Annotated in this window: 14 protein-coding genes and 2 pseudogenes; 10 read left to right on the plus strand and 6 right to left on the minus strand. The window is 62.6% G+C overall.

Annotation, left to right across the window (positions count from 1 at the left end):
* Nucleotides 1–500: 500 nt before the first annotated feature.
* From QMG61_RS15565 to QMG61_RS15575, 3 genes are all read left to right on the plus strand, one after another.
* Entirely contained in the window at nt 501–671 is a 171-nt protein-coding gene (locus tag QMG61_RS15565; protein WP_283495251.1) for a hypothetical protein, read from the plus strand.
* 66 nt (nt 672–737) lie between these two features.
* A complete protein-coding gene (locus QMG61_RS15570; protein ID WP_283495252.1) occupies nt 738–1,460 on the plus strand; it encodes an AAA family ATPase in 723 nt (240 codons plus the stop codon).
* A gap of 175 nt (nt 1,461–1,635) precedes the next feature.
* Nucleotides 1,636–1,860: a hypothetical protein gene (locus QMG61_RS15575; RefSeq protein ID WP_283495253.1), complete on the plus strand. Its 225-nt coding sequence runs from the start codon at nt 1,636–1,638 to the stop codon at nt 1,858–1,860.
* Nucleotides 1,861–1,904: 44 nt separating this feature from the next.
* Here QMG61_RS15575 and QMG61_RS15580 read toward each other — a convergent pair whose 3' ends face one another.
* Both QMG61_RS15580 and QMG61_RS15585 read right to left on the minus strand, forming a co-directional pair.
* Nucleotides 1,905–3,806 (minus strand): APC family permease, encoded by a 1,902-nt coding sequence (locus QMG61_RS15580; protein WP_283495277.1) that lies wholly within the window; start codon nt 3,804–3,806, stop codon nt 1,905–1,907.
* A 696-nt stretch (nt 3,807–4,502) separates the two neighbouring features.
* On the minus strand, nt 4,503–4,931 hold the full coding sequence (locus QMG61_RS15585; protein WP_283495254.1) for a hypothetical protein: 429 nt from the start codon (nt 4,929–4,931) through the stop codon (nt 4,503–4,505).
* Nucleotides 4,932–4,973: 42 nt separating this feature from the next.
* Between QMG61_RS15585 and QMG61_RS17560 the strand changes: the two are divergent.
* From QMG61_RS17560 to QMG61_RS15605, 3 genes and pseudogenes are all read left to right on the plus strand, one after another.
* A pseudogene (locus QMG61_RS17560) lies at nt 4,974–5,404 on the plus strand (transposase); the annotation flags it as partial.
* A gap of 213 nt (nt 5,405–5,617) precedes the next feature.
* Nucleotides 5,618–6,373, plus strand: a pseudogene (gene istA, locus QMG61_RS15600) (IS21 family transposase); the annotation flags it as partial.
* Between the two features lie 138 nt (nt 6,374–6,511).
* Nucleotides 6,512–7,531 carry a hypothetical protein gene (locus QMG61_RS15605; RefSeq protein ID WP_283495257.1) on the plus strand — a complete coding sequence of 340 codons (1,020 nt, stop codon included), beginning with the start codon at nt 6,512–6,514 and terminating at the stop codon, nt 7,529–7,531.
* Here QMG61_RS15605 and QMG61_RS15610 read toward each other — a convergent pair.
* The 3 genes from QMG61_RS15610 to QMG61_RS15620 form a co-directional block, all read right to left on the minus strand.
* The gene (locus tag QMG61_RS15610) at nt 7,462–8,169 is read right to left on the minus strand and encodes an ExeA family protein (RefSeq protein ID WP_283495258.1); all 708 of its coding nucleotides are present in this window, start codon (nt 8,167–8,169) and stop codon (nt 7,462–7,464) included. The two genes, QMG61_RS15605 and QMG61_RS15610, sit on opposite strands and share 70 nt — an antisense overlap.
* 127 nt (nt 8,170–8,296) lie before the next feature.
* Entirely contained in the window at nt 8,297–10,570 is a 2,274-nt protein-coding gene (locus tag QMG61_RS15615) for a tyrosine-type recombinase/integrase (RefSeq protein ID WP_283495259.1), read from the minus strand.
* A 203-nt stretch (nt 10,571–10,773) separates the two neighbouring features.
* Nucleotides 10,774–11,112: a tyrosine-type recombinase/integrase gene (locus QMG61_RS15620; protein WP_283495278.1), complete on the minus strand. Its 339-nt coding sequence runs from the start codon at nt 11,110–11,112 to the stop codon at nt 10,774–10,776.
* Nucleotides 11,113–11,190: 78 nt separating this feature from the next.
* Between QMG61_RS15620 and QMG61_RS15625 the strand changes: the two genes are divergently transcribed.
* From QMG61_RS15625 to QMG61_RS15640, 4 genes are read left to right on the plus strand one after another with little or no spacing between them, the layout of a single operon-like run.
* On the plus strand, nt 11,191–11,505 hold the full coding sequence (locus QMG61_RS15625) for a transposase (protein ID WP_283495260.1): 315 nt from the start codon (nt 11,191–11,193) through the stop codon (nt 11,503–11,505).
* On the plus strand, nt 11,505–12,155 hold the full coding sequence (locus QMG61_RS15630; RefSeq protein WP_283495261.1) for an IS3 family transposase: 651 nt from the start codon (nt 11,505–11,507) through the stop codon (nt 12,153–12,155). The genes QMG61_RS15625 and QMG61_RS15630 overlap by 1 nt, the downstream gene beginning before the upstream one ends.
* Nucleotides 12,152–13,528 (plus strand): IS30 family transposase, encoded by a 1,377-nt coding sequence (locus QMG61_RS15635; RefSeq protein ID WP_283495262.1) that lies wholly within the window; start codon nt 12,152–12,154, stop codon nt 13,526–13,528. Before QMG61_RS15630 ends, QMG61_RS15635 begins: the two co-directional genes overlap by 4 nt.
* Nucleotides 13,512–13,835 (plus strand): integrase core domain-containing protein, encoded by a 324-nt coding sequence (locus tag QMG61_RS15640; RefSeq protein WP_283495263.1) that lies wholly within the window; start codon nt 13,512–13,514, stop codon nt 13,833–13,835. Before QMG61_RS15635 ends, QMG61_RS15640 begins: the two co-directional genes overlap by 17 nt.
* Here QMG61_RS15640 and QMG61_RS15645 read toward each other — a convergent pair.
* Nucleotides 13,800–14,726 carry a tyrosine-type recombinase/integrase gene (locus QMG61_RS15645; protein ID WP_283495264.1) on the minus strand — a complete coding sequence of 309 codons (927 nt, stop codon included), beginning with the start codon at nt 14,724–14,726 and terminating at the stop codon, nt 13,800–13,802. The two genes, QMG61_RS15640 and QMG61_RS15645, sit on opposite strands and share 36 nt — an antisense overlap.
* Nucleotides 14,727–14,780 lie beyond the last annotated feature (54 nt).

The raw sequence follows: 14,780 nt of genomic DNA on the forward strand, positions 1-14,780 counted from the left end.
TCGGTTGTAAACGACGTCATGAGACGGGTGTAAACAACGTGGCGACATCGTGTGTAAACAACGTGATGAGAGAGGTTGTAAACAAGGTGATGAGAACGTGTGTAAACAACCTCATGCGATTACACATACCACCTGCTTGGACTGGCGCTACCACCAAGCGCTACTCGCCACACTGGCCTTCTCCGCTCGGTGCGGACATGTTTCATCACCGTCGAGCCGGCCGTTTCAGCGCTAAGAAACCTGCCAGTGCGGCGCGGTTTCCCACCACAGGCAGGCCATTGACAGGCTTACGGGATCGGTGTCGGCGGGAGCATGCCGGGCACCAGCGTTACCCGTGCTCCGTGCTCCGTCCTGCGTCGGGATCGAGGAAGCCCTCGAGCCAGGGCGCTGGATGTCCGGCGCGGAAGAAGGAGCTTTTCGGGTGGTGCTCAACCACGCCGGCAGTGGGGCTGAACAAGACGTATCACACATCTGGACGGTGGGGCTCAACCGCACCCCAAGTGGTGCCCAACGAAGCCAATATTCACTGGGCGATCACGACCCGCAAGAACTACCGCACAAGCATCCCGCAGGCAGAGCGCGAAAACCCCGATCTGATCATCGTGCGGCTCCGGTCGCAAAAGGACGCCGACCACTGGCTCGACGGCCCATTGGTCGACGCGTCTCATTGACGCACACGGGGAACCCTGAACGGTTGGTTTAACTGTTCCCATTGCCAGTTCAGGCAGAATGATCACATGTCGAGAAACGAGCCTCCGTTGCGCTCAGTGAGCCAGGATCCCGACGCGCCATTTCTGCCTCGGGATGTGTGGCCCGCGACGCTGGCCCCGATCGCGCAGCTCCTCGATGATGGTCTCGAACTGGGCCCGGTGACCGTATTCGTCGGCGACAACGGAGTCGGCAAATCGACTCTCGTTGAGGCCATCGCAGGTGCCTACGGCATGGGACCGGAAGGAGGATCGACCGGCTCCAGACACACCACCCGCAGGTCCGAGTCCACCCTCGCCGACCACCTGCGGTTGAACCGTGGTCTCGGAGCCGGCCGGAGCGGCTTCTTCCTTCGCGCGGAAACGATGCACGGGTTCTTCACCTATCTGGAGGACAACCCCGGCGGAAACGACCCCGTATTCCACGAGCGCTCGCACGGCGAATCGTTCCTCGACCTTGTGGCTGCCCGGTCTCGCTACTCGGGCCTGTGGATCCTCGATGAGCCGGAATCAGCGCTCTCGTTCACCGGATCGCTCGCTCTGCTCAGCGATCTCCGCGACATCGTTGCCACTGGTGGATCTCAGGTGATTCTGTCCACTCATTCACCGATTCTGGCCTCAATCCCTGGTGCGGATATCTACGAGGTCGGGCCATGGGGATACCGTCGCTGCGTCTGGGACGACCTCGACCTGGTCCGGAATTGGCGATCGTTCCTGGACGATCCAGAACGGTATTTCAGGCACCTTCGCTGACCTCGACGCTTACGACACTCGTCGTCACCCCACGGCTGTATTCACTGCCCTCATGCGGAACCTCCATCGGAGAGGTCGGCTCCGTGTTGGTTACCGACGGCGGGGAAGACACGCCGCGGCGAGTGCTAACGAAATGTGCTCGCGAGGACTGCGTGTGGAGTGCAAGGATTCCGGTGTGGAGATAAAGGAGTGGTGGCCAAAGCTGAGCGAGTCGGCTCGGGAGTGGCTGATTGCGAACAACGGTGACGTGGTTGCCGGCGCGGTCCTAAACGAGATCGCGTCCGCTGGAGGCGTGGTCGAGTCTGGGGCTTGGTGGATTGGCGAAAGCGGTCCGGAGGGGGTCTACCTTTCCGAGCGCGCGACGGACTGGATCGAGAAAACTGCGAACCGCGAACACTGATCAAGGAACGCAGGGCGGGATGTCTTCGCCGGGCCTTGTCGTCATCAGCTGACGTGGATGTGCGGTCGTCGTTTGGCGTTGGGTTCCGATTCGCGCAACACTTCGCGAGTGACGGGGGCGATTTCACCGAGGCCGGTGAAGAGGAACTTGAACATGTTGGAGATCGGGTTGCCCTGAGTCCACTCGAAGTAGATCTCCGGGATCAGGCCGGTCTGGTCGCGGATCTCGAGCAGCACGGCGGCGATCGTGTTCGGCACGTTGCCGCTCGTGACCTGCAGCACGCGGTACCCGTGCTTGGCGACTCCGCGCACGAGCAGGTCTTCCTCGAAATCGGATGAGTCGGAGGGGTGCACCTCGAGGAACATGATCGGCGAACCGGGCGGGATGTGCCCGAACCGACGTTCGTCGCGGCTCTTGTTCCGGTACTCGGCCTCGGTGTCCTCATCGGGCTCGTGCGAGATGATCCGGATGACGTCGTACTCCTCGGCATCGGACATGACGTAGTCGAGCGCGTTGGAATCCAGCACGACGGAGGTCGCCCGCAGCTCGAAGGAACGCCGCACCCGCGAGAGGATCGAGGTGGTCATGATGGCGAGAATGAAGAGTCCGGCGATCCGGACGCCGTCCGGGCGTTCAAAGACGTTGGCAACCGTTGTGTAGGTCAGGATCAGCGCTGTGACGCCGAATCCGATTGTGCTCCAACGTTGCCGCTTCCGACGGGCTGACAGAGTCACCGCGACTGAGGCTGATGTCATCAGCACGAGCACCCCCGTGGCGTACGCGCCACCCTGGGCGTCGACGTTCGCCTGGAAGACCACCGTGATGAGGAAGGCGATGCCGATGAAGACCAGGACGAGTGGTCGGACGGCCCGGGCCCATTGGGGCGCCATCCCGTACCGCGGCAGGTAACGGGGAACAAGATTGAGCAGGCCCGCCATCGCCGAGGCGCCGGCGAACCACAGGATGCAGATCGTACTGATGTCATACACGGACCCGAAAACGGGTCCGAGGTATTCGTGTGCGAGATAGGCGAGGGCGCGGCCGTTGGCCGGCCCGCCGGGCTGGAAGTCCTTCTGCGGGATCAGCAGGGTCGTCACAAGGCTGGAAGTGATGAGGAAGCCGCTCATGATGAGCGCCGCCGTGGTCAGCAGGCGCTTGGTGCCGCGGATCCGGCCGGCCGGGTCCGCTTCGGTGTCGCCCGGGTCACCGGTCACTTGCGGCATCACGGCGACCCCGGTCTCGAAGCCGGACAGGCCCAGCGCCAGCTTGGGGAACACGATCAGGGCAATTCCGACCATGACGAGCGGATTGCCGTGTTGCGCGGTGAGTGCTGCCCACCAGTCCGTGATCAGGGCCGCGTGTCCGGCGACGTGTCCGATGGCGACAATGATCACGACGAGATTGAGGAGCAGGTAGACCGCCACGAGCACGACGGCGATGCCGATGGCCTCCTTGAAACCGCGGAGGAAGACGATGCCGAGCAGCGCGACAAGGAACAGGGTGACCAGCACCTCCTGACCCTGCATCCAGGCGGGAGCGAAGGGGTTCTCGATCGCGTGGGCCGTGGCGTCCGCCGCGGACAGGGTGATCGTGATCATGAAGTCCGTGGCGGCGAACCCGAGCAGCACGAGCACGAAGAGCTTGCCGGCCCACCAGGGCAGCAGGCGTTCCAGCATCTGGATCGACCCGGACCCGTTGAAGCTCTCCTGCGCAACCCGTCGATACACCGGCAGGGCACCCAGCAGAGTCAGGACGACCAGCACGATGGTCGCGATCGGCGACAGCAATCCTGCCGCGAGGGCCGCAATGGCCGGCTGATACCCGAGAGTCGAGAAGTAGTCGACCCCGGTCAAACACATCACCCGCCACCAGGAATGCGTCTTCTCGACGCTGGCGGCATGCGGCCCCACGTGCTCGCCCCTCTCGTTGACAAGGCCCTTGAGCATCCAGGTGCGGATGCCGTCGGACAGGACGCGAGATTTGATCACCAGCAAACATTACTCCGCGGCGACAGCACATCGGCCGCTCTGCGTGCAGTGACACGGGGTTCTGACGAAAACAACTGAATCCGCCGACTGGCTCCGGTCAGAAGAGGGACGATCTGCGGGCACTCCCCCGCCGTTACAGCGATCGAGCTCGCTGCTGGTCGGCGCAACGCCGTTTAGGTGTCCCGAGAAACTGCCCGATGACCGGGCGTGATACGGACGAGCTCGAGGGTATCGTTTCGCTATCCGGATGTCTCCTATCTCATGGGTGACGAGTGAGTTGCGAGACACCGAAGCCACCGGCTGGCGACACTCAATGAGCTCATCGACCAGATGCCCAAAGAAGCTCGCAGTGAACGCGGAAAACATCTCAGTAAAGGTTCCTTTGACGCGACCGGCACGGTTACGTCGTCACGTGCCTCTACGACTTATTCGATTCAATCGTGCGCAGCGTTTCCGCGCACCTTTTGTTCTCAGCGACGGGTCTCACTCCACTATTCGCAAGATCATCTGAAGCCATTCTTTGACGAGACAGCGAAAGTCGAGCGACTTATCGGAGGCCATTACAGGCGTGCAGGCGTGCTCTCTCACGAGCTGAGGCTTTCGAGAGACGCACAATCAAATTGGCATCGGGCGCCTCGAGGGTCCGTTGACAGTTCAGAGAATCGTGATCTCTGTAAATTCACGCATCGGCTCGAACCACGACCGATCTTTGCGGACATGTTCCTGCCGATACGACCACGCTAAAACGTCCGGCAAACCCAAAAGCAACTCGGCCGAAGGGCGACAATGATGCGCGACCGTGTCGCGGTGCAATCCGTTGACGGATCTTCGCCGCAGGGCGCGGAAAGTTCTTTGATCAAGCTCGTTTTCTGTGAGCGTGCTGAGCGAGTCCAGAACGAAAAGCTGAGTGCCAAAGTCCTCATGGACTTTCGCGGCGGCAAAGCTAAGGCATCGTGCGCGGGCGTCGTCGCGGTTGTCGCCAGCGGCAATCGGGGCACAGACGACGATATCGAGTCCATCATTCTGGCGCGCCACGAGCGAGGTGGCTTGGCGGAGCGTTTCGACTTCCCTTCGGGCGAACATCGGAGCAGCATGCAGCGCTCCCCCTCCGTAGAATTCGCGGAGAGCTCGATCATCCGCACCATCTTCGCCCAGCCCGACCAAGACCACATTCAGAAGCAGTTCCGCGAGGTGACCACGATGCTTGGCCGGTCCCATCCGAAGGTCGCCGCGATGCTCGTCGACGCGCAACCCGACCTGCTCGCCTTCGCCGCCGAGTTCCCCAGGCGTCACTGGCGCCAGATCTGGTCCACCAACCCGCTATCGAACGGGTGAACAAGGAGATCAAACGCCGCACCGACGTCGTCGGTGTGTTCCCTAACTCCGCCGCGCTGCTGCGCTTGGCCGGGTCGGTTCTGATCGAGCAGCACGACGAGTGGGAGGCCGGCGAACGCCGCTACTTCTCGGAAGCCTCGATGCTTGAGCTGGCCACCATGAACGATCCAGTCGAGGTCATCGACGAGGCGGTGATACTCCCAGAACTCGCTGCCGCCTAAACTAAATCAACTGACCCGCACGGTGTTGAGAAACTCCACCACTCAGCGGGACGTGTGAATATTGGCTTCGATGGGCACCACCTGTGGTGCGAGTGAGCCCCACTGTTCAGATGCGTGATTTGTATCGTTCAGCCCCACTACCGGCGTGGTTGAGCCCCACCTGAAAAGCTCCTCCCACCATGTGAGCGCCACATGGTGGAAGGAGTACCGGCAATGGTACGGAAGATCAAAGCGAAGCAGATCCTGCAGCTGCGTAATCAGGGCTTGTCGCGACGGGCGATCGAGTCCGCCCAGGGGATGTCCCGGCACAGCATTCGAGCTGTGCTCGATGCAGCAGAGCGGCTCGGGCTCGACTGGGACGACGTCGCCGAGTTGTCGGAGGCCGCGGTGTATTCGACGTTGTTCCCCGGCCGCGGCGTCCACGAGAGCGTGTTCGCGCAGCCGGACTGGGCGCGGGTGCATACGGAGTTGGCCAGGGTCGGGGTGACGTTGAAGCTGTTGCACCAGGAGTATGTCGACGCTTCGTCGACGGCGCAGGCGACGATGAGCTACGACCGCTTCTGCCGCCTCTATGGCGAGCACGCCGCTGTCTCGGGGGCGACGTCGCGGGTTGGCCACAAAGCCGGCCGCAGCATCGAGGTCGACTGGTCCGGGCCCACGATGCAGCTGCTCGATCCGACGTCGGGTGAGATGTCGAAGGTGTATTTGTTCGTCGCCTGCCTACCGTTCAGCCGCTATGCGTTCGTGGAAGCCACCCTGGATATGCGGCAAGAGTCGTGGCTGCGCGCCCACACTGCGATGTTCGCCTTCTACGGCGGCAGCGTCCCACGCCTGGTGCCCGACAACTTGAAGACAGGGGTGATCTCCCACCCAAAGGAAGGGGAGGTCGTTTTGAACGATGCCTACCGGGAGATGGCGGCGCACTACTCGGCCGCGGTGCTCCCCGGCAGAGTTCGGCACCCGCGCGACTATCCCGAGGATTTTGTTATCCCGAGTATCGGCCGGGATGCCTTTGCGGTCGCGGCCTGAGCGCTCTCTTCCTCGGGATAATCGCAGCCCGCCTACGCTGGCTCATCTCTTTCGATTTCACTGGAGGTGAGCTAAGAGATGAGTATTTCTATAAGTCAGTTGATCGTGCAGGCTGAGACTGCGATGGGTCCGTTGGGGCATGCGCCGTCGACGAGGATGCAGTACTGGTGGGCGTGGTCCCAGTTCGCGAGGTTTTGTTCCCGCGATGCTGTCGAGGAGTTCTCCGAGGAGGCCGTTGATGCGTTTATCGAATTCGTCGCGGCGGAGCATCGGGCCGGCCGCTACAAGGAGTGGAAACGCAGGCTCCTGCGCAAGGCCGCCCTGGTGCTGTCGGAGGTTGCGCGGACTGGGTCCTACGAATGGCGGCTGTCTCGTCAGACGCATCCCAATGACGCGCTAAACGTTGTTTTCCGTCCGGTCCAGGAACAGTTCGAGCAATGGTTGCAGGGCCAGTCGTTGGCCGTCATGACCCAGAATTTGTATGCCACGGTGTCCCGCACCGCGTTGGCGTGGTTGCCCGAACGCGGCGTGGCTGATGTCCGGGCGCTGTCCAGGATAGACGTGTCGGCAATGGTGGTGTTTCTCGGTAGTCGGTATCAGCCGGGAAGTATGAGGACGGTGGTCTCGGCGCTGCGCGTGCTGTGTCGTTTCTGGGAAGAATCCGGCTACGGCGCCGGGCTCTCGCAGGCGGTCCCGGCTCAGATGGTGCGGCGTGTCCGCTCGGTGGGAGTTGTCTCTGCCGACGGTATCGACGCGTTAGTGAACTCCGTGGTTGTCTCCACACCAATGGGTTTAAGGGACAGGGCGCTATTGATACTGGGCGCAAGGACGGGTCTGCGGCCGGTCGACATCGCAGGGTTACGGTTGCGCGATATCGATTGGCCGCACGCTTGTCGCCCGGCGCGTTATTTGACGATGTCGGCGTCATCTCTGGTGACGATGCCGGGTCATGAAAAAGCCCCGCCGGTGGATTCCGGCAGGGCTTTCATCGGTGCGGTGACGTGGCGGTCGTCACTCGTGACGCGAGCTCATTCGCTGTTCTCGGTGATCGCCGACTGCGCGGCGGCCAGGTCGACGATTGCTTTGTCGGCAGCGTAGGTCGCGATCAAGGCGGCGACCGCGAGGTTATTCACCGCCCGCGGATAGCCCCGCGATGCGAGGTGGATGGCATGGATCGCGTCGTCGGAGAAGAGCGGGTCGGACCGGCCCGCGAACTTCAAGTGCTGCCGGACGTAGTCCGTGGTGTCGCCGGCACCCATCCCGGTGATTGTGTAACGCGTGGAGATGCGTTGATCCAGCGCAGAGAGCACCGCGAGCTTGAGCCGGCGCCGCAGGGTCGGCTGCCCGATGAGCAGCATCGCGAAGTGCGACCCCGTGTCCATATCGCTATTCGTCAACATGCGCAGCGCTTCAAGGTCGGTGTTGGTGAGCAGGTGCGCTTCATCGATCACGACGACGGGCAGGCGGGCGCGTTCGTCGAGTTCCCCGGCGAGCAGCGCCGCGGTTTGCGAGGCGAGCACTCCGGAGAAGAACGCGGGGGTTCCGCCGAGCGCGGTGACGATGCGGGTGTGGATGCCGCGCATCGTGATCGTCGGGTCGGGGATATAGATCACCTGATGCCGAGACGGCTCCAGCTGGGCCAGGGCCGCGCGAACGGCGACGGTTTTCCCCGCGCCGACTTCCCCGCTGATCACGCCGAGCTGACGCTGACTGACGCACCAATCAATGCGAGCCATCGCTTCCCGATGCGACGGATGCGGATGCAAGGCTTGCGGCGGAATGTCCCGGGCGAAGGGCATGCGGGTGAACCCATATTCTCTGAACTTTTTCTGGGCTGCTTGGGAGAGAGTTTTCTGCCTTCGATCAGGACCCCCTTGGGGGTTGGGCGACGATGGTGCCGTGGTCGGAGGCGTCCAAGACCGTGGGCATTCCGAGGTTGACAATGGCACCGTTCTGCGGCCGTTGGTCGATTTGGGCAAGTTTCTGTTCGGCTCCGGCGAGACTGATTTCTAGCCCTTCAACTTCGCCGAGCCAACCTTCACGTTTAGCTTCGGTGACACGGTCGGCGAGGTTATCGCGAATTTCGGCGAGTCGTGGTCGTTGGTCGGGATCAGGCCAGAGCATTGAGCAGCGAACGCAGGCGTGTTCATGGATGCAGGGTGTTTCGAATGCTCTCCCGCAGGTGCCCACAGATACTTTTCGCTTTTGGAAATGTCCGAGGAACTCCTCCCATTCTTCGTCAGTTGGGACTCGGTATTCTTCGCTGGGGCGGAGGGATCTGCGTCGGGCGAGGAATGCCAGGTGTGCTTGGATCGCTTCGTGGGGATAGACGGCCTTGTAGCCGAGGGTGACGTTGATATCGCGATGGCCGGCGATGACTTGTGCAATATGTGGGGGCAGTCCGTTGAGTACGGCGTCGGTGATGAACATCCGACGGAAGTCATGTGGTGTGAACCGCAGTGGTTCCCCGGTGGTTGGATCAGTCAGGCTGGTGTGTTCCAAAGCCATTTTCAGGAGGTCACGTATCCCCATACCCGGGATCGGCCGGTCCTCTGCCTGGTAGTGACGTTGGAATAGCAGCGGGGCTGGTTGGGACCAGGTCCGTTCCTTGGGGTCGTAGGCGGAAAGGAGGGGAATCGCGCCCGATTTGTCCCTGACGCGGGTGATGATGGTGCTGAGGACGTCCGCCAGTTCGGGGCTGACGACCAGCAGCCGTTCCGTGTCCGTTTTCGATGGGACGATCTGCAGCAGTGGGATCAGTTCCCCGGTAGTTGGTAACCGGTATTGGACGAGGCTGTGGTGGCTCAGCTCGAGGAGTTCCTCCACGCGAACGCCAGTCGCGCGGAGAACTTCCACTGCAGCCCATGCCCAGAAGGCTTTGTCTTCTTCCCGGCCGAGATCACGGCGTTTGCCTGTGTCGGGATCGTCGGCCCAGGTCTTCTCGGGTGAGGAGTGCAGGGCGATGGATCGGGTGAACGTCTGACCGGCGGCGGTGAATGTGTCGCCGGGTGCGGTGTTGCGCGCGGCAGCGAGCAGCTCGCTGGTGGCTTGTCGGCGTTGATTGACGCTCCGGACCAGGGCGGGCAGGACGGGCAGGCGTTCCCTGGTGCGGGCGTCCATGCGGGCCTTACGGTGTCGTTTGCTTTTGCGGCGGTTGATTTCCTCGATGCCGACAGGGCAGGGCACGACCCAATACGCCCAACGGGCGGGGTCTTCGACGGCCCAATGCGCCAGGTCAAGATAGAAGGCCCGCACCGGTGTCAAGCATTCGCGGTAGTTGATACGTGTCACTGATTCCTCGATCTGTTGCCCGTTCGTGTCGGTGGCTATCGAGGTCATCGTGCGGAGCCGCAGCTTCCATGCGGCGGAAACCTCGGCGGTCAGACGCAGGCTGTTGATACCCGGGTGGTGTTTCTCGAGGTCGGCCCAGAACAGCTTGCCGAGAAAGTTCGCTAACGACTCAAGGCTGGTGTAGTCGAGAGCTGGTTGGCGTTCGCGGAGGTAGTCCACGAGTAGGTCCCGAACCGGACGGCAGGCAATGTTGTAGCGGTCGATGAGCTGGTCAGGCGTGCGCTGTCCGAGGCTGCGCAACTGCCGCAATGATTCTGGGGCGTGCTCGCCGAGGGCCCCCAGCGTGTGCAGCATCCGGTAAAAGACAGCTGTGTCACCGGCACGATTGACGTGAACAGTAGTCTCGACGTCAAGCAGTTCGAGGACGTCTGCGGCGGTGATGTCGGCCAGGCGTCCGCCCTTGGCGGCGAGGATCAACGAGGCTCGGGAGAGGACGAGTCCCTTTGTCGCAGCAGAGATGCCAGCCTCCGCTTCACATAGCGCTGTCAGACGGGCGAACCCGTCCACATCGCGGGATCTGGCCATGCCTGTTGACAGATAGTGCAATTTGGCCGCGTTGGCTATCAGCCAGCTCAGGCGTGGGCGGATGAGATCGGCGCAAACCGCCACGACCAAGGCCCCAGTCACGGCGGACACCCGCCAAGGGGCCTCGTGACCGTGCTCGCTGAGCGATGCGGCCGATAAATTGCGCCAGGCCCGTCCGGCCTGCTCAGCGCCCGTGGCAAGCCAGCGTTGCTGCCAGGTGTTTCCCGGCTGGTCGCCAAACCAGTCCAGCAGGCCGTCCAACCCGCTGTCGCGACGGTATCGGCTGGAGCGTGTCTCCGACACAAGCGGTGCTGGGGACAGAATGAGTCGAGCATCCGCCCGGCTATCCTCGGTCGCGGGCCAGCCCACGTCATTGATTCCAGCCCCGCGGGCCTGCGACCCGACACGGGCCGTGGCGCCGAGCGGCGTAAGTTGCGGTGAAACTGCTATCGCGGTCCCCGCGGTCATGATTTTTCCGTCCCGAACAGTATCCGTAACGTCTCGGGCCGATAGCCGTGAGCTGGGACCGGAGCGATCTTCTCGGTGGCCCGGCGGGTGGCATCAGCATGGTGTGCAAGGACCCGTCGGATGACTTCTTCCTTGCGGGGCGTTAGATAGATTTGCGTCGTCGTCAGCTGGGCGTGACCCAATACGAATTGCACGTCCGTCAGTGGCAACGCTGGGTCCTCGGCCATGCGGTAAGCGGCGGTATGTCGAAGTGCGTGAAGAGTCGCGTTGGTTCCCGCGCGCGCATTGGTTCGCTCGAACATGCGATGCACCGCATGGTAGGTCAACGGTCGCACTGGCAGGCGCAGCGTCCACCACAACGGGTCTGGCCTTGACCCCGGATGGTGGACACCTCACAAGAGAGAATGTTCATCATGGGAAACACGCGCCGGGAGTTCACTCCTGAGTTCAAAGACGAGGCCGTCAAGCTGGTGATCAACACCGGTCGGGCGGTGGCAACCGTGGCCCGCGAGCTCGGCGTCAAGGAAGCCACTCTGGGCCGGTGGGTGAACCTGTTCAGGGCCAGCCAAGACGCCGGCGAGGCCGGGATCACGGAGACGGAGAAGGCCGAACTGCTGCGGCTGCGCAAAGAGAACGCCGACCTGAAACTGGACCGGGCGTTCCTAAAAAAAGCCTCCCTCTTCTTCGCCCAGGAAGCCTCGGATACGAACGCCAAGCGTTCGCACTGATGCTGGTGGAGAAGACCAACTTCAGCATCGTCCGAATGGTCCGCCTCCTCGCCGTGTCCCGGTCGGGCTACTACGCCTGGCTGGGCCGCAGCCCGTCGGAGCGGGCAGTGCGGCGGGAGAACATCGAGCAGAAGGTCGCGTGGTTCCACAGCGACTCAGACGAGGTTTATGGGTCCCCGCGGATCCTCGCCGACCTCCGCGCCGACGGCGAGATCATCTCCCGCAAAACCGTAGCCAACACCATGCGCCGACTGGGTCTGGTGGGCATTAGCCCGAAACGTTGGCGCACCACCACGGTCAGTCAGGCCGAGGACGCCTACCCCGTCGACGCCGTCAAACGGCAGTGGGATACCGGGGCCCTGAATCAGGTCTGGGTCGGAGATATCACCTACTTGAGGATCTGGGAGGGGTGGCTGTATTTGGCGACTGTGATCGACGCACACTCGCGCCGCGTGATCGGCTGGGCGATCGCCGACCACATGCGAACCGACCTCATCCAAGACGCCCTGGTCATGGCCATAGCCCTCCGCGGTGACCGCCCGGAGCAGGTCATTTTTCATTCCGATCGCGGCACCCAAGGCGGATTCAACCAGTCGAAGCAACACCCCGATCATGGAGGTGTCCGATGGGGCGTCCAGCAGGGTGGATGAAGGAATTAACGGGTAGGTCCCCGATGAAGTCCCCGGGGGCTCCGTCGCACCGGCGGGAGGTTGAGCGAACGTTCTGGTTCGAGGTCGCGCGCGGCCTCTCGAGCGAGGATGCTGCAATAGCCGTTGGCGTGTCGCCGGTGGTCGGCACTCGTTGGTTCCGACATCGTGGCGGTATGTCACCGTTCTCCCCCGCGCCAACGACCGATCGATATCTCTCTTTCGCTGAGCGGGAGGAGATCGCGTTGCTGCGAGTTCAACTCACGAGTGTTCGCGGAATCGCGCGGGCGTTGGGCCGGTCGCCGTCGACGGTCTCACGCGAATTACGCCGCAACGCGGCCACCCGCGGGGGAAAGCTCGAGTATCGGGCGTCTGTCGCGCAGTGGAAGTCGGAACTCATGGCGCAACGCCCGAAGACGGTGAAGCTCGTGGCCAACGACCGACTCCGTGATTATGTCCAGGACCGCCTCTCCGGAGTCGTTACGGATGCTAGCGGGGCGCCGATTGCCGGGCCGGAGACGGTGGCGTGGAAAGGCCGCAACAAGCCCCACCGCCAGGACCGGAGGTGGGGAACCGTGTGGAGCCCGGAGCAGATCTCCGGTCGCCTGCGCATCGATTTTCCGCAGGATGTGTCCATGCGGATCTCTCACGAGGCGATCTACCAGGCGTTGTATGTTGAAGCCCGCGGCGGGCTCACCCGCGACCTCGTCGCGAATCTGCGGACTGGGCGGTCGTTGCGTGTTCCGCGCGCCCGTGCACGGCGCCGGCCGGGCGGCCATGTCACGGCCGACGTGACGATCGACAAACGTCCCGACGAGGTGGCTGCGCGGAAGGTCCCGGGCCACTGGGAGGGGGACCTCATAATCGGCACTGGTCGGTCGGCAATCGGAACGCTGGTGGAACGAACGACGAAACTCACGATACTCGTCCACCTGCCGCGACTCGAAGGCTATGGCATGCAACCGCGCATCAAGAACGGTCCTGCGCTGGCCGGTTATGGTGCCGAGGTCACGAGGAAAGCGGTCGGGGCGAGGATGAGTGAGTTGCCCGGAAAGATGCGAAAATCGCTCACCTGGGACCGCGGCAAGGAACTGTCACAGCACGTCGAACTGAGAGAGGCGACAGGTATTGCTATCTACTTCGCTGACGCTCACAGCCCGTGGCAGCGACCTTTGAATGAGAACACCAACGGGCTGCTGCGCCAGTACTTCCCGAAAGGAACCGACCTTGCGCGGTGGGATGGGGCCGAGCTCGACGCCGTCGCTCACACGCTCAACAATCGACCACGGAAAGTGCTGGGCTGGAAAACACCTGCCGAGGTCTGGGCAGAGCACCTAGTATTAGGCGAACAAGCCGGTGTTGCAACGACCAGTTGAATCCGCCCAATATGCGTCAGCGCAGATCACCGCGTTCGCGAAAGCGCACCGGATCACCCGGTCGATGGGCTACACCGGGGTCTGCTGGGACAACGCGATGGCGGAAAGTTTCTTCGCCACGCTCAAGACCGAGTTCTATCACCGACGCGTCTGGCCCAGCAAAAACAAGGCATCCCGGGAAGTCGGCGCCTGGATCGAGGACCGCTACAACCGGCGCCGCCGACACACCTCCCTCGGCCAGGTCAGCCCCGCCGAGTTCGAGCTGCAATACTCAAACCAGAACGCGGTCTTCGCTAAAGCCGCATAACCCCGTGTCCACTAACCGGGGGCAAGGCCAGTCGGTGGGGGCGGTCGTGGGGATGAGCCCCTCCATTTGCGCCTGGTAGAGCCGCAACCAGACGAACGCATCTGTGGAGGCGGGCAGTTGCTGGTGGTGCCGGGTTCCTTTGCGCACGACCGTGATCAGCTGCCCGGCCGGGTCAACTCCGCCACGGGTCACCGATAGCAATTCTGAAGCCCGAGCACCAGTGGAGACATAAAATGCGACGAGCGCCCTGTCGCGGTGCGAGGGAAGCAGGGCGAAGATTTCATTGAACTGCCCGTCCGGGATGCTACGTGGTATCCGATTCGGCAGCCGAGGGCGATATTGCCCGCTGCGTTCATTGCGGTATGGCTCCATCGGGTTGTGGTGCGCATGCGCGCGTGTGCCGCGTCGGGCCCGATCCAGTGGAAACGGATTCATTATCGGGCCGGTTCCGGTTTCCAGATGAAACTCGTAGAAGCTGCGCAGCACCGTCTCGCTGTGTGCACGGACCGACGCAGAATAACCTTGGATCTGCGGCGTAGTGCCCGTGTCGGCCGTGCCACGGTTACCCCGTGAGCGGGCGGGTTTTCCACTGATCTGTAGCCACCGTGAGAAATCGCGTGCCTCTGCCCGAGTCGCATGGTCCCAAACCAAATCTATGGCCCAACAAAATCGGAACCATCGCAGCAAATCCATCCCGTAGGAACGCAGGGTCGCTGTCGACTGCCCCCGAGCCTGAAGCTCACGAAAGTACTCTGCTACTGAAGGGACGTAACACCCGGTTGGATCGACAAGCCTGAACGGCTCGGCCCGGTCACCGGTGTCGACCAGCCCGCCAACTTTCCGGACCACGGTCAAAGCGAGATCTTCGGCACCACTCTGTGCGTTAGTCATGGCCACTGTCTAACAGCCGTGCCGATTACGACGCGCCTGCGACACGCCGTAGTT

The sequence above is a fragment of the Cryobacterium sp. PH31-AA6 genome, from assembly GCF_030063195.1.
Lineage (GTDB): Bacteria > Actinomycetota > Actinomycetes > Actinomycetales > Microbacteriaceae > Cryobacterium.

What these genes read in the sequence shown, in the direction of transcription:
- QMG61_RS15625 (WP_283495260.1), top strand. Translation starts at nt 11,191, where the DNA reads ATGGGAAACACGCGCCGGGAGTTCACTCCTGAGTTCAAAGACGAGGCC.
- QMG61_RS15580 (WP_283495277.1), bottom strand. Translation starts at nt 3,806, where the DNA reads ATGCTCAAGGGCCTTGTCAACGAGAGGGGCGAGCACGTGGGGCCGCAT.
- QMG61_RS15585 (WP_283495254.1), bottom strand. Translation starts at nt 4,931, where the DNA reads ATGTTCGCCCGAAGGGAAGTCGAAACGCTCCGCCAAGCCACCTCGCTC.
- QMG61_RS15635 (WP_283495262.1), top strand. Translation starts at nt 12,152, where the DNA reads ATGAAGGAATTAACGGGTAGGTCCCCGATGAAGTCCCCGGGGGCTCCG.
- QMG61_RS15645 (WP_283495264.1), bottom strand. Translation starts at nt 14,726, where the DNA reads ATGACTAACGCACAGAGTGGTGCCGAAGATCTCGCTTTGACCGTGGTC.
- QMG61_RS15605 (WP_283495257.1), top strand. Translation starts at nt 6,512, where the DNA reads ATGAGTATTTCTATAAGTCAGTTGATCGTGCAGGCTGAGACTGCGATG.
- QMG61_RS15610 (WP_283495258.1), bottom strand. Translation starts at nt 8,169, where the DNA reads ATGGCTCGCATTGATTGGTGCGTCAGTCAGCGTCAGCTCGGCGTGATC.
- QMG61_RS15570 (WP_283495252.1), top strand. Translation starts at nt 738, where the DNA reads ATGTCGAGAAACGAGCCTCCGTTGCGCTCAGTGAGCCAGGATCCCGAC.
- QMG61_RS15630 (WP_283495261.1), top strand. Translation starts at nt 11,505, where the DNA reads ATGCTGGTGGAGAAGACCAACTTCAGCATCGTCCGAATGGTCCGCCTC.